Annotated in this window: 22 protein-coding genes; 11 read left to right on the forward strand and 11 right to left on the reverse strand. The window is 69.1% G+C overall.

Annotation, left to right across the window (positions count from 1 at the left end):
• Window positions 1-19: 19 nt before the first annotated feature.
• Window positions 20-661 (reverse strand): nitroreductase family protein, encoded by a 642-nt coding sequence (locus ACWIBS_RS05970; RefSeq protein WP_376125838.1) that lies wholly within the window; start codon window positions 659-661, stop codon window positions 20-22.
• Window positions 662-724: 63 nt separating this feature from the next.
• On the opposite strand from ACWIBS_RS05970, the gene ACWIBS_RS05975 reads away from it, so the two are divergent.
• The 3 genes from ACWIBS_RS05975 (at window position 725) to ACWIBS_RS05985 (ending at window position 3,142) form a co-directional block, all read left to right on the forward strand.
• On the forward strand, window positions 725-1,468 hold the full coding sequence (locus tag ACWIBS_RS05975; RefSeq protein WP_376125835.1) for a thermonuclease family protein: 744 nt from the start codon (window positions 725-727) through the stop codon (window positions 1,466-1,468).
• A 64-nt stretch (window positions 1,469-1,532) separates the two neighbouring features.
• Window positions 1,533-1,769 carry a DUF5658 family protein gene (locus ACWIBS_RS05980; protein ID WP_376125832.1) on the forward strand — a complete coding sequence of 79 codons (237 nt, stop codon included), beginning with the start codon at window positions 1,533-1,535 and terminating at the stop codon, window positions 1,767-1,769.
• Entirely contained in the window at window positions 1,766-3,142 is a 1,377-nt protein-coding gene (locus ACWIBS_RS05985) for a CoA transferase (RefSeq protein ID WP_376125831.1), read from the forward strand. The genes ACWIBS_RS05980 and ACWIBS_RS05985 overlap by 4 nt, the downstream gene beginning before the upstream one ends.
• Before the next feature lie 31 nt (window positions 3,143-3,173).
• Here the strand turns inward: ACWIBS_RS05985 and ACWIBS_RS05990 are convergent, their stop codons facing one another.
• From ACWIBS_RS05990 to zapE, 3 genes are all read right to left on the reverse strand, one after another.
• Window positions 3,174-3,722 (reverse strand): type II toxin-antitoxin system PemK/MazF family toxin, encoded by a 549-nt coding sequence (locus tag ACWIBS_RS05990; protein ID WP_376125830.1) that lies wholly within the window; start codon window positions 3,720-3,722, stop codon window positions 3,174-3,176.
• Window positions 3,723-3,748: 26 nt separating this feature from the next.
• On the reverse strand, window positions 3,749-4,990 hold the full coding sequence (locus ACWIBS_RS05995; RefSeq protein WP_376125827.1) for an ammonium transporter: 1,242 nt from the start codon (window positions 4,988-4,990) through the stop codon (window positions 3,749-3,751).
• A 163-nt stretch (window positions 4,991-5,153) separates the two neighbouring features.
• On the reverse strand, window positions 5,154-6,182 hold the full coding sequence (zapE, locus tag ACWIBS_RS06000; protein ID WP_376125825.1) for a cell division protein ZapE: 1,029 nt from the start codon (window positions 6,180-6,182) through the stop codon (window positions 5,154-5,156).
• Window positions 6,183-6,300: 118 nt separating this feature from the next.
• Between zapE and ACWIBS_RS06005 the strand changes: the two genes are divergently transcribed.
• On the forward strand, window positions 6,301-7,206 hold the full coding sequence (locus tag ACWIBS_RS06005; protein ID WP_376125822.1) for a sulfurtransferase: 906 nt from the start codon (window positions 6,301-6,303) through the stop codon (window positions 7,204-7,206).
• On the forward strand, window positions 7,203-7,646 hold the full coding sequence (locus tag ACWIBS_RS06010) for a SufE family protein (RefSeq protein ID WP_376125820.1): 444 nt from the start codon (window positions 7,203-7,205) through the stop codon (window positions 7,644-7,646). Before ACWIBS_RS06005 ends, ACWIBS_RS06010 begins: the two co-directional genes overlap by 4 nt.
• Window positions 7,647-7,653: 7 nt before the next feature.
• On the opposite strand, the gene ACWIBS_RS06015 is transcribed toward ACWIBS_RS06010, so the two are convergent.
• Window positions 7,654-8,865, reverse strand: coding sequence for an alpha/beta hydrolase family protein (locus tag ACWIBS_RS06015; protein ID WP_376125817.1), 1,212 nt, complete (start codon window positions 8,863-8,865; stop codon window positions 7,654-7,656).
• A gap of 25 nt (window positions 8,866-8,890) precedes the next feature.
• Here ACWIBS_RS06015 and ACWIBS_RS06020 point away from each other — a divergent pair, with 25 nt between their 5' ends.
• The 4 genes from ACWIBS_RS06020 (at window position 8,891) to ACWIBS_RS06035 (ending at window position 14,114) form a co-directional block, all read left to right on the forward strand.
• Window positions 8,891-9,481: a DUF3000 domain-containing protein gene (locus tag ACWIBS_RS06020; RefSeq protein ID WP_376125814.1), complete on the forward strand. Its 591-nt coding sequence runs from the start codon at window positions 8,891-8,893 to the stop codon at window positions 9,479-9,481.
• Entirely contained in the window at window positions 9,474-10,673 is a 1,200-nt protein-coding gene (locus tag ACWIBS_RS06025; RefSeq protein WP_376125811.1) for a ribonuclease D, read from the forward strand. Before ACWIBS_RS06020 ends, ACWIBS_RS06025 begins: the two co-directional genes overlap by 8 nt.
• Before the next feature lie 77 nt (window positions 10,674-10,750).
• Window positions 10,751-11,956 (forward strand): thiolase family protein, encoded by a 1,206-nt coding sequence (locus tag ACWIBS_RS06030; protein WP_376125808.1) that lies wholly within the window; start codon window positions 10,751-10,753, stop codon window positions 11,954-11,956.
• A 13-nt stretch (window positions 11,957-11,969) separates the two neighbouring features.
• Window positions 11,970-14,114 (forward strand): 3-hydroxyacyl-CoA dehydrogenase NAD-binding domain-containing protein, encoded by a 2,145-nt coding sequence (locus ACWIBS_RS06035; RefSeq protein WP_376125806.1) that lies wholly within the window; start codon window positions 11,970-11,972, stop codon window positions 14,112-14,114.
• A 71-nt stretch (window positions 14,115-14,185) separates the two neighbouring features.
• Here ACWIBS_RS06035 and dxs read toward each other — a convergent pair whose 3' ends face one another.
• From dxs to dut, 5 genes are all read right to left on the reverse strand, one after another.
• Window positions 14,186-16,135: a 1-deoxy-D-xylulose-5-phosphate synthase gene (gene dxs, locus ACWIBS_RS06040; protein WP_376125804.1), complete on the reverse strand. Its 1,950-nt coding sequence runs from the start codon at window positions 16,133-16,135 to the stop codon at window positions 14,186-14,188.
• 123 nt (window positions 16,136-16,258) lie between these two features.
• A complete protein-coding gene (locus ACWIBS_RS06045; RefSeq protein WP_376125801.1) occupies window positions 16,259-19,111 on the reverse strand; it encodes an aconitate hydratase in 2,853 nt (950 codons plus the stop codon).
• A gap of 134 nt (window positions 19,112-19,245) precedes the next feature.
• Entirely contained in the window at window positions 19,246-20,028 is a 783-nt protein-coding gene (locus ACWIBS_RS06050) for a DUF3159 domain-containing protein (protein WP_376125798.1), read from the reverse strand.
• Window positions 20,025-20,624, reverse strand: a complete 600-nt coding sequence (locus ACWIBS_RS06055; protein ID WP_376125796.1) for a DUF3710 domain-containing protein — start codon at window positions 20,622-20,624, stop codon at window positions 20,025-20,027. Before ACWIBS_RS06055 ends, ACWIBS_RS06050 begins: the two co-directional genes overlap by 4 nt.
• Entirely contained in the window at window positions 20,621-21,070 is a 450-nt protein-coding gene (dut, locus tag ACWIBS_RS06060; protein ID WP_376125793.1) for a dUTP diphosphatase, read from the reverse strand. The genes ACWIBS_RS06055 and dut overlap by 4 nt, the downstream gene beginning before the upstream one ends.
• 18 nt (window positions 21,071-21,088) lie before the next feature.
• On the opposite strand from dut, the gene ACWIBS_RS06065 reads away from it, so the two are divergent.
• Window positions 21,089-21,574: a DUF3093 domain-containing protein gene (locus ACWIBS_RS06065; RefSeq protein ID WP_376125791.1), complete on the forward strand. Its 486-nt coding sequence runs from the start codon at window positions 21,089-21,091 to the stop codon at window positions 21,572-21,574.
• 34 nt (window positions 21,575-21,608) lie between these two features.
• Here the strand turns inward: ACWIBS_RS06065 and ACWIBS_RS06070 are convergent, their stop codons facing one another.
• Window positions 21,609-21,902, reverse strand: a complete 294-nt coding sequence (locus ACWIBS_RS06070; RefSeq protein WP_376125788.1) for a DUF4193 domain-containing protein — start codon at window positions 21,900-21,902, stop codon at window positions 21,609-21,611.
• A gap of 210 nt (window positions 21,903-22,112) precedes the next feature.
• On the opposite strand from ACWIBS_RS06070, the gene sepH reads away from it, so the two are divergent.
• A complete protein-coding gene (sepH, locus tag ACWIBS_RS06075; RefSeq protein ID WP_376125785.1) occupies window positions 22,113-23,153 on the forward strand; it encodes a septation protein SepH in 1,041 nt (346 codons plus the stop codon).

A 23,153-nucleotide genomic window follows, 5' to 3' on the forward strand; every position in this document is an offset into this window, starting at 1 on the left:
GCTATACGGCACCGGGCTCTCACCAGCCGTCGATGTGGAGTACGTCGTCGAGCGGCGCGCGGTGCGCGGGTCGGAAGTCCGTTCCCACGGTGTAGGCGACGGGCAGGAGCACGCCCTGGTGAACCGTCGGGGGGATGCCGAGGAGCTGCGCGATCTCGCGCTCGTACGCGAGGTGCAGGGTCGTCCAGGCGCTGCCGAGACCGCGCGCCCGTAGCGCGAGCTGCACACTCCATGCGGCGGGGAGCAGCGACCCCCACAGACCGGCCTGACTTCCGGGGTCGAACTCCTCGGCGCCCGTGAAGATCGCGCCGATCAGGAGGACCGGGACCTCGGCCATGTGCTCGGCGAGGTAGTCAGCGCTCGACGAGACCCGCTGCTGCACCGCTTCGCGCGTCGGGTCGGCGTAGGTTCGGGCACCGGACGCGCGATATCGGGCGAACGATCGCGCGTACAGCCCGGCGATCGCCGCGCGCTTCTCGGGGTCGGTGACGACGATCCAGTGCCATGTCTGGGCGTTGCTTCCCGTCGGCGCCTGGAGCGCGACCTCGAGCGCTTCTCGGATGACATCGAGCGGCACGGAGCGTTCGAGATCCAGCCGCCGCCGCACGGAGCGGGTAGTGGTCAGCAGCTCGTCGGGGCTCAGGGGAAGGACGTCGCTCATGGCCCGACGATATCGGGCGTTCGCGCGATCGGCGGCAGTGTTCGCCGCCCCTAGGCTCGGGGCATGGGTAGGTTTCTGGCTGCAGCGCTCGGCGTCGTCGTGATGGCGGCTCTCGTGGGGTGCACGCCGGAGTCGTCGGCCACGCCGACGCCGACGCCGACGGCCGCCGTCACCTTCGCCTCTGTCGTGGATGGAGACACGATCGAGACGAGCGAGGGCAGGGTTCGGCTGATCGGCATCGATGCGCCTGAGAGCGGTGCCTGCGGGTACCAGGAAGCCTCCGCGCTCGTCTCGTCGCTCCTCACAGCGGGTGATCCCGTCGATCTTGGTCTTCCCGATGGTCAGAACGACACCGACCAGCATGGGCGGCTCATCCGATACGTCGACACGGCCGCGAGCGTCGACGTGGGGCTCTCGTTGGTTGAGGCGGGTCTCGCCGTCGCCCGCTACGACTCGACCGACGGGTACCCCGCGCACCCCCGCGAGTCCGCCTATCGTGCCGCGCAGACGGCGACGTCGGGCGCGGACGGATCCGTGGTGACGGTCGATTGCAAGGCCGCGGCAGACGCCGCGGAGCAAGAGCGGATCGCTGCTGAGCAGCGCGCCGCAGAGGATGCCGCGACACCTGTGGTCGATGAGTGGTGGCGGCAGTACCGGTCCTGCTCACAACTGAAGAAGAACGCCAACGGTCATCCGGTCGGCCCGTTCAACGTCGACAACCCGGACGAGGCTGCGCTGTACGACTGGTTCCAGAACGGCACCGGACATCGTGGGGATGGCGACGGCGACGGGCTCGCCTGCGAGTGACCGTCACCACGGGCGACCGAAATCTCTTGCCCGCTGCCGGCCACCGGCCCAGTAGATTCAGTTCATGGGCTCCGAGCACAACCCGTTGATCCCCGCGTGGTACGACATCGCCTGGTCGGCGACCGTCGCCGCGGTGATCATCTTCACCATCGTCGGGCTGGTCCTCCTGGCCCGCGCCGCCTCGCGCCTCTCGACGACTCAAGCGGTCGTCTGGACAGCGGTGATCCTGTTCGTCCCGGTTCTGGGGTCGCTCAGCTGGATCGCAGTGGGCCGACGCGCGCTCGTCGCGGACCGGAGATGAGCCTCGGGGCGGTCGGGCGACGGGCAGCTGACGCGCTCGGGCTCACCGCCGCGGCCACCGACCTGGTGCTGCCGCCCACGGGGGCGCCGTCGTGGCCCTCGTCGCTTCCGATCGCCGCGCTCGCCGTCGACAGTGTCGCGTTGGCGTCGCTCGCGCTGAACCTCGCTCTGGCGGCGCGATCCGGTCGGGACGCGGCGCCCGTGCAGGTGGAGCGCGTCCGCGTCGCCGCTTCTTTCGGGAGCGACCGGCTTCTCCGGATCAACGGGCAGGCGCCGTCGGTATGGTCACCGTTGTCCGGCTTCTGGATGGTCGAGGACGGGTGGGTGCGGACCCACGCGAACTACCCTCACCACGAGCGGGCGCTGCGCAGCCTGCTGGGCGCGACCGCAGACGCGAGCACGGCAGAGGTCTCGGCCGCGCTCCTCAGCTGGACCGCCATCGAGCTCGAAGACCGCGCGGCCCAGTGCGGCGCCGTCGTCGGCGCCGCACGGACGCCGCAGGCCTGGGCGCAGCATCCGCAAGGACTGACGGTGCGCACCTCGCCCCTCATCGAGCGGCGCCGCACAGAGGGTGCACGGCCCCGCGAGTGGGGGCCGGGTGATGCGCCGCTGGCAGGGGTTCGGATCCTCGACATCACGCGGGTTCTCGCGGGACCGGTGGCCAGCCGAGATCTGGCATTCGCCGGCGCCGATGTGCTGCGAGTGGACCCGCCCGCGCTCGCGGAGGCCGGATGGACGTATCTCGACACCGGTCAGGACAAGCGCTCGACGCTCCTCGACCTCGGCGATTCCCGAGATCGCGCGACGTTCGACGCGCTCCTGTCCCGCGCTGACGTGGTGCTCACCGGGTACCGCCCCGAGGCGCTGAGCCGGTTCGGCATCGACGCCGACACCCTGGCGCAGCGGCATCCGGGACTTGTGACCGCATCCGTGTCGGCCTGGGGATCCAGAGGCCCGTGGGCGCTGCGACGAGGCTTCGACAGCATCGTGCAGGCCGTGAGCGGCATATCCATCGCCGAGAGCGCAGACGGCGTCACGCCGGGGGTGCTGCCCGTGCAGGCCTTGGACCACGCCACCGGTCATCTCCTGGCCGCGGCGATCGTGCTCGCCCTCATCGAACAGCGTCGCTGGGGCGGGTCGCCCGACGTGCGGATCTCGATCGCAGGAACCGGGCAGGCACTGCTCGAATCCACCGACTCCGTTCTCACCGTGGCCGACATGCCCGTGCTGCCCGTCGTGAAGCGGGACCTCATCGAACCGCGGCCGATCTCGCTGACCTACGCGCCCCCGACGCTCGCGTTCTCGGGTGCGGCGTCGGACTACGGGCGCGTGGGAGGAACCTGGGGCAGCGACCCCGCGGAGTGGATCACCTGAACGTCCCCGGCGGCGCGTCCACCGCCTCGCGTCAGTCCCCGACGCTCCAGCCGTAGCGGTGCTGCAGTGCCTGCGCGATGCGGGCGAATCGGTCCAGATCGAGAGCGGATGCCTCGCGGCGCATGCCCGTCGTGTGCACGCTGTACAACTGGTCGATGTCGACCCAGGACGGGCGTCCCTTCGAGTCCCACGGGCCCGAGCCGATCGGCAGGTAGTCGCGGTCGCCGTCACGAGCCTTGCTCGTCAGACGCACGGCATAGACGCGCTCGGCATTCTGGCGGCCGATGACCAGCACGGGGCGGTCCTTGCCGCGACCGTCGTTCTCGGCGTACGGCACCCACGTCCAGACGATCTCGCCGGCGTCGGGGTCGCCGTCCATCTCGGGCGCATACGTGATGCGCAGCTTCGAAGCCGGAGGCGGCACGATCTCGATCGTTGCGGTCGAACCGCCGTGGCCCCGCGACTGCGTGCCCCTCGACGACGAAGACCCCGACGCGGCGACGCGTGTCGGGGTCTTCGTCGAGGTGACCGTGCGCAGAAGTCGCGACAGGGTGCCGAGGATGCCGGAGCGCGGTGCCATCCGCCCACCCTACTTCTGCGTGTGCGTCACACCCGCTCTTCGAGCAGGTAGCCCTCCTCACCGTGCACGACCGTGTCGACACCGGCGATCTCGTCTTCGTCCTTCACTCGGAAGCCGATCGTCTTCTCGATCGCGAAGCCCAGCACGAAGGCGACGACGAGCGAGTACAGCAGCACGCCGACGACGGCGATGACCTGCACGATCAGCTGCTCGAACCCTCCTCCGACGAGCAGGCCCGTCTCCGTCGCGAAGAAGCCGAGGAACACCGTGCCGAGAAGTCCGCCGGCGAGGTGGATGCCGACGACGTCGAGCGAGTCGTCGAAGCCGAGGCGGAACTTGAGCTCGATCGCGAAGGCGCACACGACACCGGTGATCGCGCCGAGCAGCAGCGCCCAGCCGGGCGTCAGGTTCGCGCAGGCCGGAGTGATCGCGACGAGTCCAGCGACGGCACCCGACGCGGCGCCGACCGAGGTGGGCTTGCCGTCCTTGAGCTTCTCGACGACGATCCAGCCGATGACCGATGCCGCCGTCGCACCGAGCGTGTTGATCGCGATGAGCCCGACGCCGCCCATGTCCTCGGACATCCACTCGGCACCGGCGTTGAAGCCGAACCAGCCGAACCACAGCAGCGCGGCGCCCAGCAGCGTGAGCGGAACGTTGTGGGGCTTGAGGATTCCCTTCTGGAACCCGATCCGCTTGCCGAGCACGAGCGCCAAGGCCAGCGCCGCGGCGCCCGCGTTGATGTGCACCGCCGTGCCGCCGGCGTAGTCGATCACGGCGATGCCGCTGTCTTCACCGAAGAGCGTCGTGCCGAGCTCGTACACCCAGCCGCCACCCCACACCCACGCCGCGACGGGAAAGTACACGAGCGTTGCGAACAGGCCCGCGAAGATCATCCACGATCCGAACTTGGCCCGGTCGGCGATCGCACCCGAGATGAGCGCGACCGTGATGATGGCGAATGTCGCGCTGTACGCGACGCCCAGCAGGCCCACGTTCGCGTCCTCCCCCGACGCGAGCCCCGACAGCGCGAAATCGCTGAACGGGTTGCCCGCGAACGCGGTGGGCGAGTCGACGGCGCTCATGTTGAACCCGAACAGGATCCACAGCACGCCCACGAGGCCGATGGCGCCGAAGCTCATCATCATCATGCTGACGACGCTCTTGGCTTTGACGAGTCCCCCGTAGAAGAACGCCACTCCCGGCGTCATGAGAAGGACGAAGGCGGTCGCTGTGACCGCCCACGCGATGTTGCCGGGTGCATCCATGGTGTTACCTCGCATCGATCGGGTGACGAAGAGGCGAGGCGATCGCGACGTCGAGATCGCCTCGCACTGACGTCAGTGTGACCAGTGCGCGTTTCGGGCGACGTGCGTCGCGCGTTTCGGGCTGGTTACACCGTCGGTGCGGGTGTGAACATCACGTTTCGCGTCAGGCGAGCGTCGAGGCGACGAGGCGCGAGATCGCCCGCAGGTACTTCTTGCGGTAGCCGCCCGCGAGCATCTCGTCGGGAAAGACGAGGTCGAGCGACACGCCCGTCGCCCTGATCGGCAGCTGCGCGTCATATACGCGGTCGATGAAGGCGACGAAGCGCAGCGCCGAGGACTGGTCGGTGAACGGCGCGACATCGCGCAGCCCGATCACCGAGACGCCGTCGATGAGGCGGATGTAGCGAGACGGATGCACGCGAGCCAGGTGCGAGACGAGCTCATCGAAGCCGTCGTCGGCGGCGACACTCTGCGTCGCGGCATCCGCGATCGCCGCGGTGTACTGCGCCTCATCCAGTACAGCGGCATGCCCGTCGAGCGCGCGGTGGCGGTAGTCGACGCCGTCGATCCGCAGCGTGTCGAAGCTCGATGCCATCGCGTGGATCTCGCGCAGGAAGTCCTGCGCCGCGAAGCGCCCCTCGCCGAGCGCGTTGGGGGGCGTGTTCGAGGTGGCCGCGAGACGCGTGCCCGAGGACACGAGCTCGCCGAGCAGACGCGTCATGACCATCGTGTCGCCCGGATCGTCGAGCTCGAACTCGTCGATGCACAGCAGATCGGCGCCGCGGAAGAGCTCGACGGTGTTCTGGTAGCCGATCGCGCCGACCAGCGCCGTGTACTCGATGAAGGACCCGAAGTACTTGCGGCGGGCCGGGAGAGCGTGGAAGACGGATGCCAGCAGGTGGGTCTTGCCGACACCGAAGCCGCCGTCGAGGTAGACGCCCGGCTTGAGCGCGGGCGCCCGCTTCGCGCGGCGGAACAGGCCGCCCTTCGCCGCGGGGGCGCCGACGCCCGAGAACGACATGAGACGCTCCTTGGCCTCCTGCTGCGAGGGGTAGGCGGCATCCGTGCGATACGTCTCGAAGGTCGCGTCGGCGAACTGAGGTGGCGGCACGAGCGCCGCGACCATCTCGGCGCCGGTCAGCTGCGGCGAACGTTCGGTGAGGCGGACGATCCCGGTGGCGGGCGCGGTCATGCGGGTCCTCGTGGGAGTGTGACGGACGGATGCGCTCCCTCGCCCGGGAATCTATAGGGTCGAAGGGCGGTTCAACCCTACGCCGTCCCTTCCGCGATCCCCGACCCGAGGAGACTCCGTGGCCGTCGAATTCGACACGTCATCCCCCAAGTTCGCCGAGTACGCCGAGCCCGGACGGCTGGTGAGCGGCGATTGGCTCGAGGAGCGCCTGGGCCGTCCCGGGCTCGTCGTCGTCGAATCCGACGAAGACGTGCTGCTCTATGAGACGGGCCACATCCCGGGTGCCGTCAAGATCGATTGGCACACCGAGCTCAACGACCCGGTCGTGCGCGACTACGTCGACGGGGCGGGCTTCGCCGAACTGCTCAGCCGCAAGGGGATCTCGCGCGATGACACCGTGGTCATCTACGGCGACAAGAGCAACTGGTGGGCCGCGTACACGCTGTGGGTCTTCTCGCTCTTCGGACACGAGGATGTGCGACTGCTCGACGGCGGGCGCGACCGCTGGATCGCCGAGGGCCGCCCGCTCACGACCGACGCGCCCGCGCCCGCGGTCACCGACTACCCCGTCGTTATGCGCGACGACACCGCGCTTCGCGCATACAAGGACGACGTCCTGGCGCACTTCGGCTACCCCCTCATCGACGTGCGCTCCCCCGAGGAATACGACGGCACGCGCACGACGGCGCCCGCCTACCCCGAAGAGGGGGCCCTCCGCGCCGGCCACATCCCATCGGCGCAGAGCGTGCCGTGGGGCCGCGCCGTCGCCGAGGATGGCGGCTTCCGCTCGCGCGCCGAACTCGACGCGATCTACCGGGGCGAGGCAGGCCTCACCGACGACGAGCCGATCGTGGCGTACTGCCGGATCGGCGAACGCTCGAGCCACACGTGGTTCGTGCTCAAGCATCTGCTGGGCTTCGACGACGTGCGCAACTACGACGGGTCGTGGACCGAGTGGGGCAGCGCCGTGCGCGTGCCGATCGTGACCGGCGCCGAGCCGGGTGAGGCTCCCGTCCGACGATGAGCGACGCGATGCTGCCCGCCGCCCTCGCCGAGATCCGCGACGAGTTCCTCGAGCTGCCCGAAGCCGACCGGCTGCAGCTGCTGCTGGAGTTCTCGCACGAGCTGCCCGCCGTGCCTGCGAAGTACGAAGGCCACCCCGAGCTGCAGGAGCGCGTCGCGGAGTGCCAGTCCCCCGTGTACATCGTCGTCGACGTCGACGAGGACGACATCGTCGCGATGCATGCGACGGCGCCCCCCGAGGCTCCCACGACGCGCGGCTTCGCGAGCATCCTGGCGCAGGGCATCACGGGTCTGAGCGCCGACGACGTGCTCGCGATCCCCGAGGACTACCCGCAGAGCATCGGACTCACGCGCGCCGTCTCGCCGCTGCGCATCGCCGGCATGACGGGCATGCTGCTGCGCGCGAAGCGCCAGGTTCGGGCCAAGCGCGCGGCGCAGTGAGCCTTCGTCAGTCCGCGCTCTCGGACGACAGGCCTCGCGCGGCGAGCCAGGCGCGGATACGCGTGCTCCAGCGCTCCTGGTCGTAGTTCCACAGCTTCGCGTGCCGCGCGACGTCGAAGACCTCGAGTTCCACCAGATCGGGCCGCGCGACGAGCAGGTCGTGCGAGGCATCCGAGGGCACGAAACCGTCATCGTCCGAATGCAGGATGAGGATCGGATGCCGCAGCTCGGCCGCGCGGGCGACGATATCCAGCCGATCGAACGGGATGGCCGAGCCCGTCCGCGTCACCGGCGTCGCCCACTCGTGTCCCAGGGCTTCCAGGGCGAGCCCCGCCACCGCTGAGGGGATCCGCTGCAGCTTCGCCTGATAGGCCAGCACGACCCGCCAGTCGATGACGGGCGATTCCAGGACCAGGCCCGCGATGATGTCGCGATGCGCCGAGGTGAGCGACGCCTGCAGTGCGACGGCACCGCCCATCGACCAGCCCATGAGGATGACCCGTTTCGCGCCGCGGCGCCGCGCGAAGCCGATCGCGACGTCGATGTCGCGCCACTCGGTCGCGCCAAGCGCATACGTGCCGCTGCGGCTGCGGGGTGCTTCGCCGTCGTTGCGATACGACACGACGAGGCTCGTGATGCCGAGCGCGTGGAAGACGGGAACCGCCCGCAGGCACTCCGACCGGGTCGTGCCGCGACCGTGGATCTGGATGACCCAGACGTCGCCGTCGCCGCCGGGGAACAGCCATGCGGGGCAGGGACCGATCGTCGAGCCGATGAGTTCGGGAGTGAACGGCACATGAAGCTCATCGGGTCGCTCGAAGTACCAGCCGCTGAAGGCGGCCTCGGCAGCCGGCGTCGCCCCGGCGCCGACATGGGTGAGGAGCTTGCGGGTGACACTCGTCGCATCCTCGGAGAGCACCGAGCCGAGCTTGACGTAGCCGGCAGGGTCGGCGGTGAACAGACCGTAGCGCCCGGGCAGCGCCGTGTCGGGCGTGCGCTCGAGCGTGATGGTCTGCGCCGCCGTGTCCAGCGACAGGATCCGCGTGTCCGCCACGCGCGGTGCGGGGGTCACGACCAGGCGTGCCACGCGCGCGGCGACGGCGCCCAGCATCGCCGCGGCCGCGGCGACGGCGCCCGTCAACAGCAGCAGACCGATGCGGATGCCGGGGATGTAGCGAGGTGAGGCGCCGCGGATCGCGGCGCGCCTGGGAGCGTGCATCGAGGCCTCACTCTAGTCTGTCCGCGTGGCAGACCAGCGTTCTCCCGCGTCCACATCGTCGTTCGCCCGTGCGGCCGACGAGGTGCGCGAGACCCGATTCCGGGACGACCTGGCGGTGCGTGAGATTCCCGCGCCGACAGGTCTCGCTCCCGACGCGATCGCCTTTGCGGGCGATGTGCGACCCGAGCCCGGCGCGGAGGAATCGCCCTTCGGGACGGGGCGGTTCATCCTGCTCCACGACCCCGACGAACCCGATCCGTGGAAGGGCCCGTGGCGGATCGTGTGCTTCGCGCAGGCCCCGCTCGAGCGCGACATCGGCGTCGATCCGCTGCTCGCCGATGTCACGTGGGCGTGGCTCACCGATGCGCTTGCATCCCGGCGCGCCGGCTTCCACTCCGAGTCGGGCACGGCGACCAAGATCATCTCGAAGGGTTTCGGTTCGCTCGCCGCCGAGGGAGAGGGCGCGCAGATCGAACTGCGTGCCTCGTGGTCGCCGGAAGGACCTCTCGGCCCGCACATCGAAGCGTGGGCTGAGCTCGTCTGCATGCTCGCCGGGCTGCCACCTGGATCGGAAGGGATTGCGATGCTCGCAAATCGCAGGTCGACACGTGACTGAGTACGTCGTGATCGAGGATGCCGCCGGCTTGTCCCGTGCCCTTGACACACTCGCCGGGGGGTCCGGTCCGGTCGCGGTCGATGTCGAACGCGCCTCCGGGTTCCGATACTCGCAGCGCGCCTACCTCGTGCAGGTGTTCCGTCGTGAAGCGGGGGTGTTCCTCTTCGACCCGCCGGCGATCGGCGACCTCACGCCACTGCAGGAGCTCATCGGCGGCGAGGAGTGGATTCTGCACGCCGCGAGTCAGGACCTGCCGTCCCTGCGTGAAGCGGCGCTCGAGCCCGCGCAGCTGTTCGACACCGAACTGGCTGCCCGCTTGCTCGGTCACGAACGGGTCGGTCTCGGGGCCCTCGTCGAAGACACGCTCGGAATCGCGCTCGCGAAGGCGCATTCCGCCGCCGACTGGTCGACACGGCCGCTCCCCCAGTCCTGGCTCGAATACGCCGCCCTCGACGTCGAGCACCTCGTCGATGTGCGTGACGTCCTCGTTGAAGAGCTCATCGCCCAGGACAAGACCGCGATCGCCGCCGAGGAGTTCCAGGCGACGCTCGAACGCCTGCCGAAGCCGCCGCGCGAAGAGCCGTGGCGTCGGCTCAGCGGCCTGCACACGGTGCGCGGGCGCCGCAACCTCGCCGTCGCGCGCGCACTGTGGACCGCGCGTGAGGACTTCGCCCGCGCCGAGGACGTCTCCCCGGGTCGGCTCGTGCCGGATCGAGCGCTCGTGGCCGCTGTTCTCGCCGAGCCCGACAGCAAGCAGGCCCTGGCCGCCATCAAGGAGTTCACCGGTCGCGCGAGCCGGTCGCAGCTCGACCGCTGGTGGGCCGCGATCGAAGAGGGCCGCGCGGCGACCGAGCTGCCCCTCGAACGCGCTCGTGGCGGCGACTCGCTGCCGCCGCCGCGCGCGTGGTCCGACCGCAATCCCGAAGCGGATGCACGGCTCAAGGCGGTGCGCCCGACTCTCGAAGCGCGCGCCGGAGAGCTGAACATGCCGATGGAGAATCTGCTGACGCCGGATACGCTGCGCCGGATCGCGTGGGCGCCGCCGGAGTCATGGGATGCGGCATCCATCTCCACCGCGCTCGAGGCCCTCGGCGCACGCCGCTGGCAAATTGAGGAAACCGCACAGCGGATCACCGATGCTTTTGTCGGTTCCGTGCAATCGAGCTCGTCGGGCTCGGAAGCGGCTTCGTAGATTCTCCCCACCCGTTTGCCCGCGGGAGCGGGCCGGTTCGTAGGCTGAACTCATCCCACACTCTCTTGGAGGCTTCAGTGGCCGAAATCTCAGACGTCTTCTTCGTCGATGGAATGCGCACCCCGTTCGGGCGCGCCGGCGAGAAGGGCATGTACTGGAACACACGCTCGGATGACCTCGCCGTCAAGGCGACGATCGGACTCATGGAACGCAACCCGGGCGTTCCCGCCGACCGCGTCGATGACGTCGCCATCGCGGCGACGTCGCAGACGGGCGATCAGGGGCTCACGCTCGGTCGTTCGGTCGCGATCCTCGCGGGACTGCCGCAGACCGTCCCCGGCTTCGCGATCGACCGCATGTGCGCGGGCGCCATGACGAGCGTCACGACGATGGCCGGCTCGATCGGCGTCGGCATGTACGACATCGCCCTCGCGGGCGGTGTCGAGCACATGGGGCACCACCCGATCGGCACGAACGCCGACCCCAACCCGCGATTCGTCGCCGAGAAGATGGTCGACCCGGGCGCGCTCAACATGGGTGTCACGGCCGAGCGCATCTTCGATCGGTTCCCGCAGCTGACGAAGGAGCGTTCCGATCGGTTCGGCATGCTCAGCCAGCACAAGGTGCAGGCGGCTTACGATGCCGGCAAGATCCAGCCCGACCTCGTGTCGGTGGCCGTCAAGGACGCCGACGGAGCCTGGGCGCTCGCGACCGAAGACGAGGGACGCCGTCCGCAGACCACGATGGACGACCTCGCGGCCCTCAAGACGCCGTTCCGCCCGCACGGGCGCGTGACGGCCGGCACGTCGTCGCCGCTCACGGACGGCGCGACGATGTCGCTGCTGGCCGGAGGCGGCGCCGTCAAGGAGCTCGGCCTCGCTCCCAAGATGCGACTCGTGTCCTTCGCCTTCGCCGGCGTACAGCCCGAGATCATGGGCATCGGACCCATCCCCTCGACCGAGAAGGCCCTCAAGAAGGCCGGGCTCACGATCGGCGACATCGGGCTGTTCGAACTGAACGAGGCGTTCGCCGTCCAGGTCATCTCGCTGCTCGACCACTTCGGCATCGCCGACGACGACCCGCGCGTCAACCAGTGGGGCGGCGCGATCGCGTTCGGCCATCCGCTCGCGGCATCCGGTGTCCGTCTCATGATCCAGCTCGCGGCGCAGTTCGCCGAGCGACCCGACGTGCGCTACGGCCTGACCGCGATGTGCGTCGGTCTCGGCCAGGGCGGTTCGGTCATCTGGGAGAACCCCCACTACGACGGCAAGAAGCGCAAGTAAGGGACGCGGACCAATGACGAACTACGACGACATCGACTTCTCTCCCCTCGTGGCCCTCGCCGGCGACGAGGTGGTCACCCACTCCCTCGTCCGCGACATCACCCTGCCCTCGGGCAAGACGCTGGCCCTGGTCACCCTCGACAACGGGCGCGACCACACCCGGCCCAACACGCTCGGCCCCGCGACGCTGACCGAGCTCGGTGAGACCCTCGTGGGCCTCAGAGCCCGTGCTGCGGCGGGCGAGATCCACGCTGTCGCGATCACGGGCAAGCAGTACATCCTCGCGGCGGGCGCCGACCTGTCGGACATCTCGCGGGTCGGATCGAAAGACAACGCGCGTCTGGTCGCTCAGCTCGGGCACAAGGTGTTCGGGATGCTGGGTGACCTCGGCGTGCCGTCGTTCACGTTCGTCAACGGGCTCGCGCTCGGGGGCGGGCTCGAGATCGCGCTCAACTCGACCTATCGCACGGTCGACGCGTCCGCGGCCGCGATCGCCCTGCCCGAAGTGTTCCTCGGGATCATCCCGGGCTGGGGCGGGGCGTACCTGCTGCCGAACCTCATCGGCATCGAGAACGCGCTCGAGGTCGTCATCTCGAACCCCCTGAAGCAGAACCGGATGCTCAAGCCGAAGCAGGCCTTCGACCTGGGGATCATGGACGCCATCTTCCCCGCGGGCAACTACCTCGAGGACTCCCTCCGCTGGGCCGACGGTGTGCTCGCCGGCACCATCAAGGTCGACCGCAAGAACGAACCCGGCAAGATCGAACGACTGACGAAGTGGCCCATCGCGATCAAGATGGCCCGCGGCATGCTCGAGTCCAAGATCGGCACGGTCCCCCGCTCCCCCTACGTCGCGCTGGACCTTCTCGACAAGGCCAAGAGCGGCACGAAGGCCGAGGGCTTCGCGCGCGAAGAGGACGCGCTGGCGGAACTGGCGACGGGCGACCAGTTCGCGGCATCCATGTATGCCTTCGATCTCGTGCAGAAGCGAGCGAAGCGTCCCGTCGGAGCACCGGACAAGGCGCTCGCCAAGAAGGTCACGAAGGTCGGCATCGTCGGCGCGGGTCTCATGGCCAGCCAGTTCGCGCTGCTCTTCGTGCGCAGACTGCAGGTGCCGGTGCTCATCACCGACCTCGACCAGGCGCGCGTCGACAAGGGCATCGCCTACATCCACGACGAGATCGCGAAGCTCGAGGCCAAGGGGCGCCTGGACGGAGACACCGCGAACCGGCTGCGGGCGCTCGTGACGGGAACCGTCGACAAGAGCCAGTACGCCGACTGCGACTTCGTCATCGAGGCCGTGTTCGAAGAGGTCGGCGTCAAGCAGGCCGTCTTCGCCGAGCTGGAGGGCATCATCGCCGAAGACGCGATCCTCGCCACCAACACGTCGTCGCTGTCGGTCGAGGAGATCGGCGCGAAGCTGAAGCACCCCGAGCGTCTCGTCGGCTTCCACTTCTTCAACCCCGTCGCGGTCATGCCGCTCATCGAGATCGTGAAGACCCCCCAGACCGCGGATGCCGCGCTGTCGACCGCGTTCGTCGTGGCGAAGGGGCTCGGTAAGAACGCCGTGCTCACCGCCGACGCACCGGGCTTCGTCGTCAACCGGCTCCTCGCGAAGGTCATGGGCGAAGCGGCACGCGCCGTCTACGAGGGAACGCCCATCGCCGATGTCGAGAAGGCGTTCGGCCCGCTCGGCCTGCCGATGGGGCCCTTCCAGCTCATCGACCTCGTCGGCTGGAAGGTCGCGGCCCACGTGCAGGACACGATGGTGCGCGCCTTCCCCGACCGGTTCTACGCCAACGACAACTTCCACGCGCTGGCTGAGCTGTCCGCCGTCGTCGAGAAGGACAAGGGCGGCCGCGTCACGGGATTCACGAAGGCCGCCGAGAAGACGATCAAGGGCCACGTCGGGTCCTCGCCCGCGTCGGCCGACACCATCCTCCGGCGCGTGCAGGACGGTCTTGCGCAGGAGATGAAGATCATGCTCGACGAGGGCGTCGTGCCCGAGGTCGAAGACATCGATCTGTGCCTCATCCTCGGCGCCGGCTGGCCTTTCATCGATGGCGGCGCGTCGCCGTACCTCGATCGCGAGGGGGCGTCGGAGCGGGTCTTCGGCGACACGTTCCATCACCCGCCGATCCGCGGGATCCACGCCTGAGACGGACGGCGGCCCTGGGCTTCGGCTCGGGGCCGCTCCCGTTCCCGGCCCCGCCCGGGACAGGCTCCCGGTCAGGCGCGGGGCGAACGCTCCCAGTCGGTGAGCGTCGGGATCTCCGTCGTCGCGGCGCGCGCGATGGGGATGCGGGTGCCGAGCACCTGCGCCACGACGTCCTGCGCGATCTTCGCGGGCGTCAGCCCGGCATCCTCGAGGATCTGCTCGCGTGATGCGTGGTCGATGAACTCGGTCGGAAGCCCCAGCTCGTCGACGGCCGTGTCGACTCCGGCCTCGCGCAGCACCTGTCGCACGCGCGTGCCGATGCCGCCGACGCGGACGCCGTCCTCGATCGTGATGACGAGGCGATGGGATGCCGCGAGTTCGACCAGCGACGGCTGCACCGGCACGACCCATCGCGGGTCGACGACGGTCGCGCCGATCCCCTGCGCCCGCAGGCGCTCGGCCACGTCGACGGCGAGGTGCGCCATGGTGCCGATGCCCACGATCAGCACGTCTTCCGCGTCGTCGCGGGCGAGCACGTCGACACCGTCGGAGAGCCGCTCGAGAGCGGGCAGATCGGGGCTCACCGAGCCCTTGGGGTAGCGGATGACGGTGGGCGCGTCATCGACGGCGACCGCTTCGCGCAGCTCTTCGCGAAGCGTCGTCTCGTCGCGCGGGGCGGCGATGCGGATGTTCGGCACGATCTGCAGCATCGCGAGATCCCACATGCCGTGATGGCTCGGTCCGTCAGGGCCCGTGACGCCGGCCCGATCGAGCACGAAGGTCACGCCGGCCTTGTGCAGCGCGACATCCATCAGCACCTGGTCGAACGCGCGGTTCATGAAGGTGGCGTAGACGGCGACGACGGGATGCAATCCGCCGTAGGCGAGACCCGCCGCCGAGGTGACGGCGTGCTGCTCGGCGATGCCGACGTCGTAGACGCGGTCGGGGAAGCGCTGCGCGAAGCGCAGCAGGCCCGTGGGCCGCAGCATCGCCGCCGTGATGCCGATGATGTCGTCGTGGGCTTCGCCGAGCGCGACGAGTTCGTCGGCGAAGACATCCGTCCAGCCGAGGGTCGATGACGAGCCGACCGGCCGGCCCGAGACGGGATCGATGCGACCGACCGCGTGGAACTGATCGGCTTCGTCGTCGCGCGCGGGCTGATAGCCGCGACCCTTCTCCGTGATGGCGTGCACGATGACCGGGGCACCGTACGACTTGGCGAGCTCGAGGGTCTCGATGAGCGTCTCGAGGTTGTGTCCGTCGACGGGTCCCAGGTACTTGATGTCCAGGTTCGAGTACAGCTCGGTGTTGTTCGTGAAGCGGGAGAGGAAGCCGTGCGTTCCGCCGCGCACACCCCGATACAGTGCGCGGGCAGCGGGTCCGAGCTTGCGGAACAGCGTCGCCGATCCCTCGTGCAGCTGACGGTAGGGCTCCGCGGTGCGCACGCGGTTGAGGTACCTCGCCATGCCGCCGATCGTGGGGGCGTACGACCGGCCGTTGTCGTTGACGATGATGACGAGATTGCGCTCGTTGTCGTCGGAGATGTTGTTGAGCGCTTCCCACGTCATGCCGCCCGTGAGAGCGCCGTCTCCGACCACGGCGATGACATGGCGATCGTCGTGGCCCGTGCGGGTCAAGGCTCGGGACAGGCCGTCGGCCCAGCTGAGAGAGCTCGACGCGTGCGAGGACTCCACGACGTCGTGCGGGCTCTCCGAGCGCTGCGGATAGCCCGCGAGTCCGCCCCGCGTGCGCAGCTGTGAGAAGTCCTGGCGGCCCGTGAGCAGCTTGTGGACGTACGACTGGTGGCCTGTGTCGAAGATGACGGGGTCGTTCGGCGAATCGAAGACGCGGTGCAACGCGATCGTGAGCTCGACGACGCCGAGGTTCGGACCGAGGTGCCCCCCGGTGCGGGCGACGTTCTCGATCAGGAACGCGCGAACCTCGCCGGCGAGCTCTTCCAGCTGTTCCGTGGAGAGGGCGTCGAGGTCGCGAGGCCCGCGGATCGCCTGGAGAAGACCCATTCCGTATGCCCTTCGTCAGCGGATGCCGCCGCTCGCGCGGCATCCCTCGATTCTACGCCGACCGGCTGAAGAAGAGCAGAAGGCCCCGCACCCTTGCGGGCACGGGACCTTCTGTGCGAGATGTCAGACGAGCGAGCGCAGCACGTACTGCAGGATGCCTCCGTTGCGGTAGTAGTCCGCCTCGCCGGGCGTGTCGATACGAACGACCGCGTCGAACTCGACGGTCTGCTTGCCCTCGGGCGAGAATTCGCTCGGAGTGGCCGTGACCTTGACCGTCTTGGGCGTGACACCCTCGTTCAGCTGCTCGAGGCCCGTGATCGAGACGATCTCGGTGCCGTCCAGACCCAGCGACTCCCAGCTCTGACCCTCGGGGAACTGCAGCGGGACGACGCCCATTCCGATGAGGTTGGAGCGGTGGATGCGCTCGAAGCTCTCGGTGATGACGGCCTTGATCCCGAGCAGGCTCGTGCCCTTGGCCGCCCAGTCGCGCGACGAGCCGGAGCCGTACTCCTTGCCGCCGAACACGACGAGCGGAGTGCCCTGCTCCTGGTAGTTCATGCACGCGTCGTAGATGAACGACTGCGGGCCGCCCTCCTGCGTGAAGTCGCGCGTGTAGCCGCCCTCGACGACCGCACCGTCGTTGACGGCGCTCACGAGCAGGTTCTTCAGACGGATGTTGGCGAACGTGCCGCGGATCATGACCTCGTGGTTGCCGCGACGCGAGCCGAAGGAGTTGAAGTCCTTCTGGCGGACGCCGTGCTCCTCGAGGTACTTCGCGGCGGGCGTGCCGATCTTGATGTTGCCCGCGGGGCTGATGTGGTCGGTCGTGACGGAGTCACCCAGCGTCGCCATGACGCGGGCGCCCGTGATGTCGGTGACGGGGGTCAGCTCCATCGTCATGCCGTCGAAGTAGGGCGCCTTGCGCACGTAGGTCGAGTTCTCATCCCACTGGAAGACCGAGTCATCCGGGGTCGGCAGGCTCTTCCACCGCTCGTCGCCCTCGAACACCGTGGCGTACTGCTTGATGAACTGCTCGCGCGAGATCGAGGAGTTGATCGTGGCCTGCACCTCTTCGGGCGAGGGCCAGATGTCCTTCAGGAAGACGTCGTTGCCGTCGGGGTCCTGCCCGAGCGGGTCGGTCTCGAAGTCGAAGTGCATCGATCCGGCGAGGGCGTAGGCGACGACGAGCGGCGGCGACGCCAGGTAGTTCATCTTCACGTCGGGGCTGATCCGGCCCTCGAAGTTGCGGTTACCCGACAGCACGGCCGTCACCGCGAGGTCGTGCTCGTTGACGGCGTGCGAGACCTCGTCGATGAGCGGGCCGGAGTTGCCGATGCAGATCGTGCAGCCGTAGCCGACCGTGAAGAAGCCGAGACCTTCGAGCGCCTTGTCGAGGCCGGACTTCTCGTAGTAGTCGGTGACGACCTTCGAGCCGGGGCCGAGTGTCGTCTTGACCCACGGCTTCTGCTTGAGGCCCTTCTGCAGCGCGTTTCGCGCCAGGAGGCCGGCCGCGAGCATGACGGACGGGTTCGACGTGTTGGTGCACGAGGTGATCGCGGCGAGGGTGACCGCGCCGTGGTCGAGCGTGTACTTCAGGCCCTCGGGCGTCGTGACCTTGACAGGATTGGATGCCGCGGCGGGCCCGCCGCTGGAGATGTGCACGTCGCGCGTGTCGACGTCTTCTTCGCCGGGCACGGCGCCCGGGTCCGACGCGGGGAAGGAGTGCTTCGACTCGAGGTCGACGATGTCGTCCGTCACGCACGGGTCGGCGTAGTTGACGATGTCCTTCTCGAACTGGGTCTTGGCCTCGGAGAGCAGGATGCGGTCCTGCGGTCGCTTCGGTCCGGCGATCGACGGCACGACCGTCGAGAGGTCGAGCTCGATGTACTCGCTGAAGACCGGCTCGACCGAGGGGTCGTGCCACAGGCCCTGCAGCTTCGAGTACGCCTCGACGAGCGCGACGGAATCCTCGCTGCGGCCCGTGAGGCGCAGGTAGTCCAGCGTCACATCGTCGATGGGGAACATCGCGGCGGTCGAGCCGAACTCGGGGCTCATGTTGCCGATCGTGGCGCGGTTGGCCAGCGGAACGGACGCGACACCGGCGCCGTAGAACTCCACGAACTTTCCGACGACGCCGTGATGGCGCAGCATCTCGGTGATCGTGAGTACGACATCGGTCGCGGTGACGCCGGCGGGGATGTCGCCGGTGAGCTTGAACCCCACGACGCGCGGGATGAGCATCGACACCGGCTGGCCGAGCATGGCGGCCTCGGCCTCGATGCCACCGACGCCCCAGCCGAGCACGCCGAGGCCGTTGACCATCGTGGTGTGCGAGTCGGTGCCGACACACGTGTCGGGGTAAGCGCGGAGCACCGCTTCGCCGGTTGCCGAGCTCGTCGAAGCACGGTCGTAGATGACCTTGGCGAGGTGCTCGATGTTGACCTGATGAACGATTCCGGTGCCCGGGGGGACGACCTTGAAGTCGTCGAACGCCGTCTGGCCCCAGCGCAGGAACTGGTAACGCTCGCCATTGCGCTCGTACTCGATCTCGACGTTGCGCTCGAGCGCGTTCTCCGAGCCGAACAGGTCGGCGATGACGGAGTGGTCGATGACGAGTTCGGCCGGCGAGAGCGGGTTGATCTTGTCGGCGTCGCCGCCCAGGCCGGCCACAGCTTCGCGCATCGTGGCGAGGTCGACGATGCAGGGCACTCCCGTGAAGTCCTGCATGACGACGCGCGCCGGCGTGAACTGGATCTCGGTGTCAGGCTCAGCGCCCGGGTTCCAGGCGCCGAGCGCCTCGATCTGGGCCTTCGTCACGTTCGCACCGTCTTCGGTGCGCAGAAGGTTTTCGAGCAGCACCTTCAGGCTGAACGGGAGCTTCTCGTAACCGGGAACGGTGTCGAGGCGGAAGATCTCGTAGTCGGTGCTGCCGACCGTCAGGGTGCTTTTCGCACCGAAGCTGTCAACCGTGGACACGTGGGTCTCCTTCATCGGCGGCGGAGCGCGACGCACAGCGCGCTCCCCCATCTTTCCCCCGCGAGAGCCCTGTGGCTAGTGAGGTTCACCTAACGCGGAGAGGAACGTTTTATCTTGATGTCAAGATAAATGTATCACTCGGCGGCGGGATCCGGCGTTGCCTCGCTGCGGGGATACACGGCCCTCACGACGAGCCAGGTGACGGCGACGAGCGGTGCGAACAGCGGCAGACCCATGACGAGCTTGAGGGTTCCGAGGGCCGTGACGTTGTCGGCGAGGTAGAGGGGAACCTGAACGATCAGCCGGGCGGCGAACAGGGAGGCCCACGCGATCGTGAGCCAGAAGAAGACGCGGCGCTTGCGCTTGTCCCGGCGCCAGGCGGTGCCCTCCCCCATCAGGAACCCCACCGCGAGGCCGATGATCGACCATCCGATGAGCGCCGATATCAGCAGCGCCGAGCCGTAGACGACGTTCGTGATGAACCCGGGAATGAAGTTGTTGTTGGCTTCACCCGTGAACGCGGCGAAGGCGGCCGCGACGCCGGCGGCGACGAGCCCGCCGACGGCTGCGGTGACGGGCTGGCGGGCGATGAGCCGCGCGATCGTGAAGACGGCGGCGATCCCTACCGAGAGTCCGAGCGACAGCCACAGGTTGCCGTCACCGGTCGCGGGGTCGATCGTGACCGTGTAGACCGCGACGAAGATGAGGCCCGGAAGCACGGATTCGAGCACGCCGCGCCAGCCGCCCATCGCACCCCACACGACGTGTCCCGTGCTCTTGCCCTCGGAAGGGTCCAGGCCCGCCCGGCGCGCCGCGCCGCCGAGTGCCGCCCCGAAGATCTCGGACGCCGAGGGTGCCGCATCGGCGGACGCCGGCGCTCCGGGGTCGGGCGGCGTCAGGTCGGGGCGGTCGTTCACGCGGTGCCCGGGGTCGCCGGCATCCGCAGCGGGATCAGGTCACGCGGCGGCATGGGCGTGCCCCCGCGCACGACGACGATGGAGCGGAAGAGGTCTTCGATGCTCTCGGCGGCCTCGACATCGGCGGTCGCGGCGCCGCCGATCACGCCGCGCAGGAACCAGCGCGGGCCGTCGACGCCGACGAATCGTGCCAAACGCTTGCCCGGCTCGCCCTCGGCCGTCGCCACGGGGACCTCAGCGAGCAGCTCGGGGCCGAGCGGACCCTCGCGCTCTTCGACGCGGCCGCCCTGCTGCCTCACCTGTTCGCGGATCTGCTCCCGTGTCTCTTCCCACAGCCCGGCCGTTCTCGGTGCGGCGAACGGCTGCACCTGCAGGGTCGAACCGGCGTAGTCGAGGCCCACGGCGACGATGCGCTTCGTCTGCTCCTCCACCTCGAGACGCAGGTTGAGTCCCTCGCGCGGAAGCACCTTGATGCCGCCGAGGTCGATGTACGGGCGCACGGGGTTGGCCTCGGACTCGTCGAACGGTCCGGTCGTGGAGCGATTGTCGGGGGCGACTTTGCCCGCGGGGGTGGGTGTGGGTGTGGCGTCAGTCATGACGTGACTCCGTTCTGGTAGCCGGTCGAGCCGAAGCCGGCGTCGCCGCGAGGGCTGTCGGGCAGGTCGTCGACCGGAAGGAAGCGCGCCCGCGGCACCGGCATCAGGATCAGCTGGGCGATCCGGTCGCCGATGGCGATGTCGTAGGCGTTATCGATGTCGGTGTTCAGCAGCGCGACCTTGATCTCGCCGCGGTATCCCGCGTCGACCGTACCCGGTGCATTGACGATCGTGATGCCGTGTTTGGCGGCGAGACCCGAGCGCGGCACGACGAACGCGGCGTACCCGTCGGGCAGCGCGATCCGCACGCCGGTGCCGACGAGCGCGCGCCGCCCCGGCTCGAGTCGCACGCTCTCGTTCGCGACGAGATCCGCCCCGGCGTCGCCGGGGTGGGCGTACACCGGCAGGACGGGCGCGATAATGGGGACGTCCACGGTTTCGGTCACTCATCGAGGGTAATGCAGATGGCATCCACGCACGGCGGAGCGGCCAGCGCGCCTGTCTACCGCGAAAGACTTAGTCCCTCGCTGTGGCTGCTCGTCGCCGCAGCACTGTGCGGGCCGATGGCCGCGCTCATCTTCTCGCCCGTCGACACGACGCTCGCACTGGCGATCGGGATCGCCGTGGCGGTGCTCCTGGTCGCACTGCTCGTGGTGGCATCCCCCGTCATCGAGGTTCGTGACGGGATGCTGCGCGCCGGGCGCGCGCGGATCGAGATCGGCTTCACGGGCGAACCGGTCGCCTACGCGGGCGAGGCTGCTCGCCATGCGCGCGGCTCGGGGTTGGATCCCCGTGCGTGGCACGTCATCCGAGGGGGCATCGACGGCGTCGTCGTCGTGCCGATCCTCGACATCGACGACCCGGCTCCGAACTGGGTCATCTCGACTCGTACGCCCGATCGCCTGCGGGCGGCGCTGCGCCGGGACACGGCGAAGGCGAGCGCTTCGTAGCAGCGCTCGCCTTCGGGATGTCAGCGGATGCGGTTCAGGCCGCGCACTCGAGACAGATGGGTCCGTCGGAGGACTCGTGGTCGACCTGAGAGCGGTGCTTCACGAGGAAGCAGCTCATGCACGTGAACTCGTCCTCCTGCGGAGGCAGCACGACGACGTCGAGCTCGAGGTCGGACAGGTCCGCGCCGGGCAGTTCGAATCCGGTCGGGTTGTCGGCGTCTTCGACGTCGACCGAGCCTGAGAGCTTGTCGGGAACGCGCTCCTTCAGAGCCTCGATCGATTCGCTGTCATCCTCGGTCTTGCGGGGGGCGTCGTAATCGGTGGCCATGCGTGAACTTCTCGACTTCCGGGTATGTGGGGGGCGCCTCGACCTCATGGGGCGGCGATAGTTTGCACGACGGGTGGCCATTTCGCAAATGCCATCGGCGGCCTCCGCATGCGTGAGCGTGAAACTCACGGCGCGCGCACGATATTCCCGGCGATGTCGATGTCGCGTGACACGATGGGCCGCAGAGATCTTGATCGGAGGGCGTTTCGCATGGAACAGCTCAAAGTCATCGCAACCGAGGACGACATGCTCGTGCTGGCGACCGAGTCGGGCGAGCGATTCGCGCTGCCGCTCGACGAGGCGCTGCGGGCCGAGCTGCGCAAGGCACGGCGCGACCGGGAGCCCGATCAGCGCGCCGATCGTCCGAGCCCGCGCGACATCCAGGCTCAGATCCGTGCCGGGCTGTCGGCGCAAGAGGTGGCGACGCTTCTCGGCGCCCGCGTCGAAGACATCGTGCGTTTCGAAGGGCCCGTGCTCGCCGAGCGTGAGCACGTCGTGGGTCAGGCCCTCGCGGTACCCGTGCTGCTGGGCGGCGACTTCGACGGTGATGCCAACCCGACGTTCGGCGCAGCCGTGCGCGCCAAGCTCGCCGGTGTGGGGGCCAGCGCCGAGCGCTGGACGAGCTGGAAAGAGCAGACGGGGTGGATCGTCAAGCTCGAGTTCACGGCGAGCGCGGTCGACCACGACGCGCGCTGGGGATTCGATCCACGCCGCAGCACGCTCTCGCCGCTGAACTCCGATGCCATTCAGCTCTCCCGTCAGGGGTCGCTGCCCGAAGGACTCATCCCCCGCCTGCGCGCGCTGGACGTCGTGGCGCCCAAGGACGAGTCGCGGTTCGACAGCGGCGCGTTCGGGCCGCGCCGTCTGCCCGATGCGGACCTCGAGACCCCCGACCTGCCGGCACCCGCGACGCCGGCCGTGCAGCAGGCCGCGATCAAGCGCGCGACCGAGACCTCGGTCACCTCGGCCGAGACGGCTGATCTGCTCGAGGCGCTGCGCCGCCGTCGCGGTCAGCGCGAACCGCTCCCCGAGGCCGAGCCCGAAGTCGAGACGCCTCGCGCGCACGCCCCCGTCGCGCTGTTCGATGCGCTCGAGCCCGGATACGACGAGGCGCCGGGCGAAGAAGACCGCCCCGATGACCGTGCCGAGTCGACGCAAGCCGTCGTGGGCGAGGGCGGCGGGCGCCGCAAGGGGCGCACGTCGATGCCCTCGTGGGACGAGATCGTCTTCGGCGCGCGCGGCGACGACTGA

The sequence above is a fragment of the Microbacterium sp. NPDC055442 genome (assembly GCF_053644215.1).

What these genes read in the sequence shown, in the direction of transcription:
- ACWIBS_RS05970 (WP_376125838.1), bottom strand. Translation starts at nt 661, where the DNA reads ATGAGCGACGTCCTTCCCCTGAGCCCCGACGAGCTGCTGACCACTACC.
- ACWIBS_RS05975 (WP_376125835.1), top strand. Translation starts at nt 725, where the DNA reads ATGGGTAGGTTTCTGGCTGCAGCGCTCGGCGTCGTCGTGATGGCGGCT.
- ACWIBS_RS05980 (WP_376125832.1), top strand. Translation starts at nt 1,533, where the DNA reads ATGGGCTCCGAGCACAACCCGTTGATCCCCGCGTGGTACGACATCGCC.
- ACWIBS_RS05985 (WP_376125831.1), top strand. Translation starts at nt 1,766, where the DNA reads ATGAGCCTCGGGGCGGTCGGGCGACGGGCAGCTGACGCGCTCGGGCTC.
- ACWIBS_RS05990 (WP_376125830.1), bottom strand. Translation starts at nt 3,722, where the DNA reads ATGGCACCGCGCTCCGGCATCCTCGGCACCCTGTCGCGACTTCTGCGC.
- ACWIBS_RS05995 (WP_376125827.1), bottom strand. Translation starts at nt 4,990, where the DNA reads ATGGATGCACCCGGCAACATCGCGTGGGCGGTCACAGCGACCGCCTTC.
- zapE (WP_376125825.1), bottom strand. Translation starts at nt 6,182, where the DNA reads ATGACCGCGCCCGCCACCGGGATCGTCCGCCTCACCGAACGTTCGCCG.
- ACWIBS_RS06010 (WP_376125820.1), top strand. Translation starts at nt 7,203, where the DNA reads ATGAGCGACGCGATGCTGCCCGCCGCCCTCGCCGAGATCCGCGACGAG.
- ACWIBS_RS06015 (WP_376125817.1), bottom strand. Translation starts at nt 8,865, where the DNA reads ATGCACGCTCCCAGGCGCGCCGCGATCCGCGGCGCCTCACCTCGCTAC.
- ACWIBS_RS06035 (WP_376125806.1), top strand. Translation starts at nt 11,970, where the DNA reads ATGACGAACTACGACGACATCGACTTCTCTCCCCTCGTGGCCCTCGCC.
- dxs (WP_376125804.1), bottom strand. Translation starts at nt 16,135, where the DNA reads ATGGGTCTTCTCCAGGCGATCCGCGGGCCTCGCGACCTCGACGCCCTC.
- ACWIBS_RS06055 (WP_376125796.1), bottom strand. Translation starts at nt 20,624, where the DNA reads ATGACTGACGCCACACCCACACCCACCCCCGCGGGCAAAGTCGCCCCC.
- ACWIBS_RS06065 (WP_376125791.1), top strand. Translation starts at nt 21,089, where the DNA reads ATGGCATCCACGCACGGCGGAGCGGCCAGCGCGCCTGTCTACCGCGAA.
- ACWIBS_RS06070 (WP_376125788.1), bottom strand. Translation starts at nt 21,902, where the DNA reads ATGGCCACCGATTACGACGCCCCCCGCAAGACCGAGGATGACAGCGAA.
- sepH (WP_376125785.1), top strand. Translation starts at nt 22,113, where the DNA reads ATGGAACAGCTCAAAGTCATCGCAACCGAGGACGACATGCTCGTGCTG.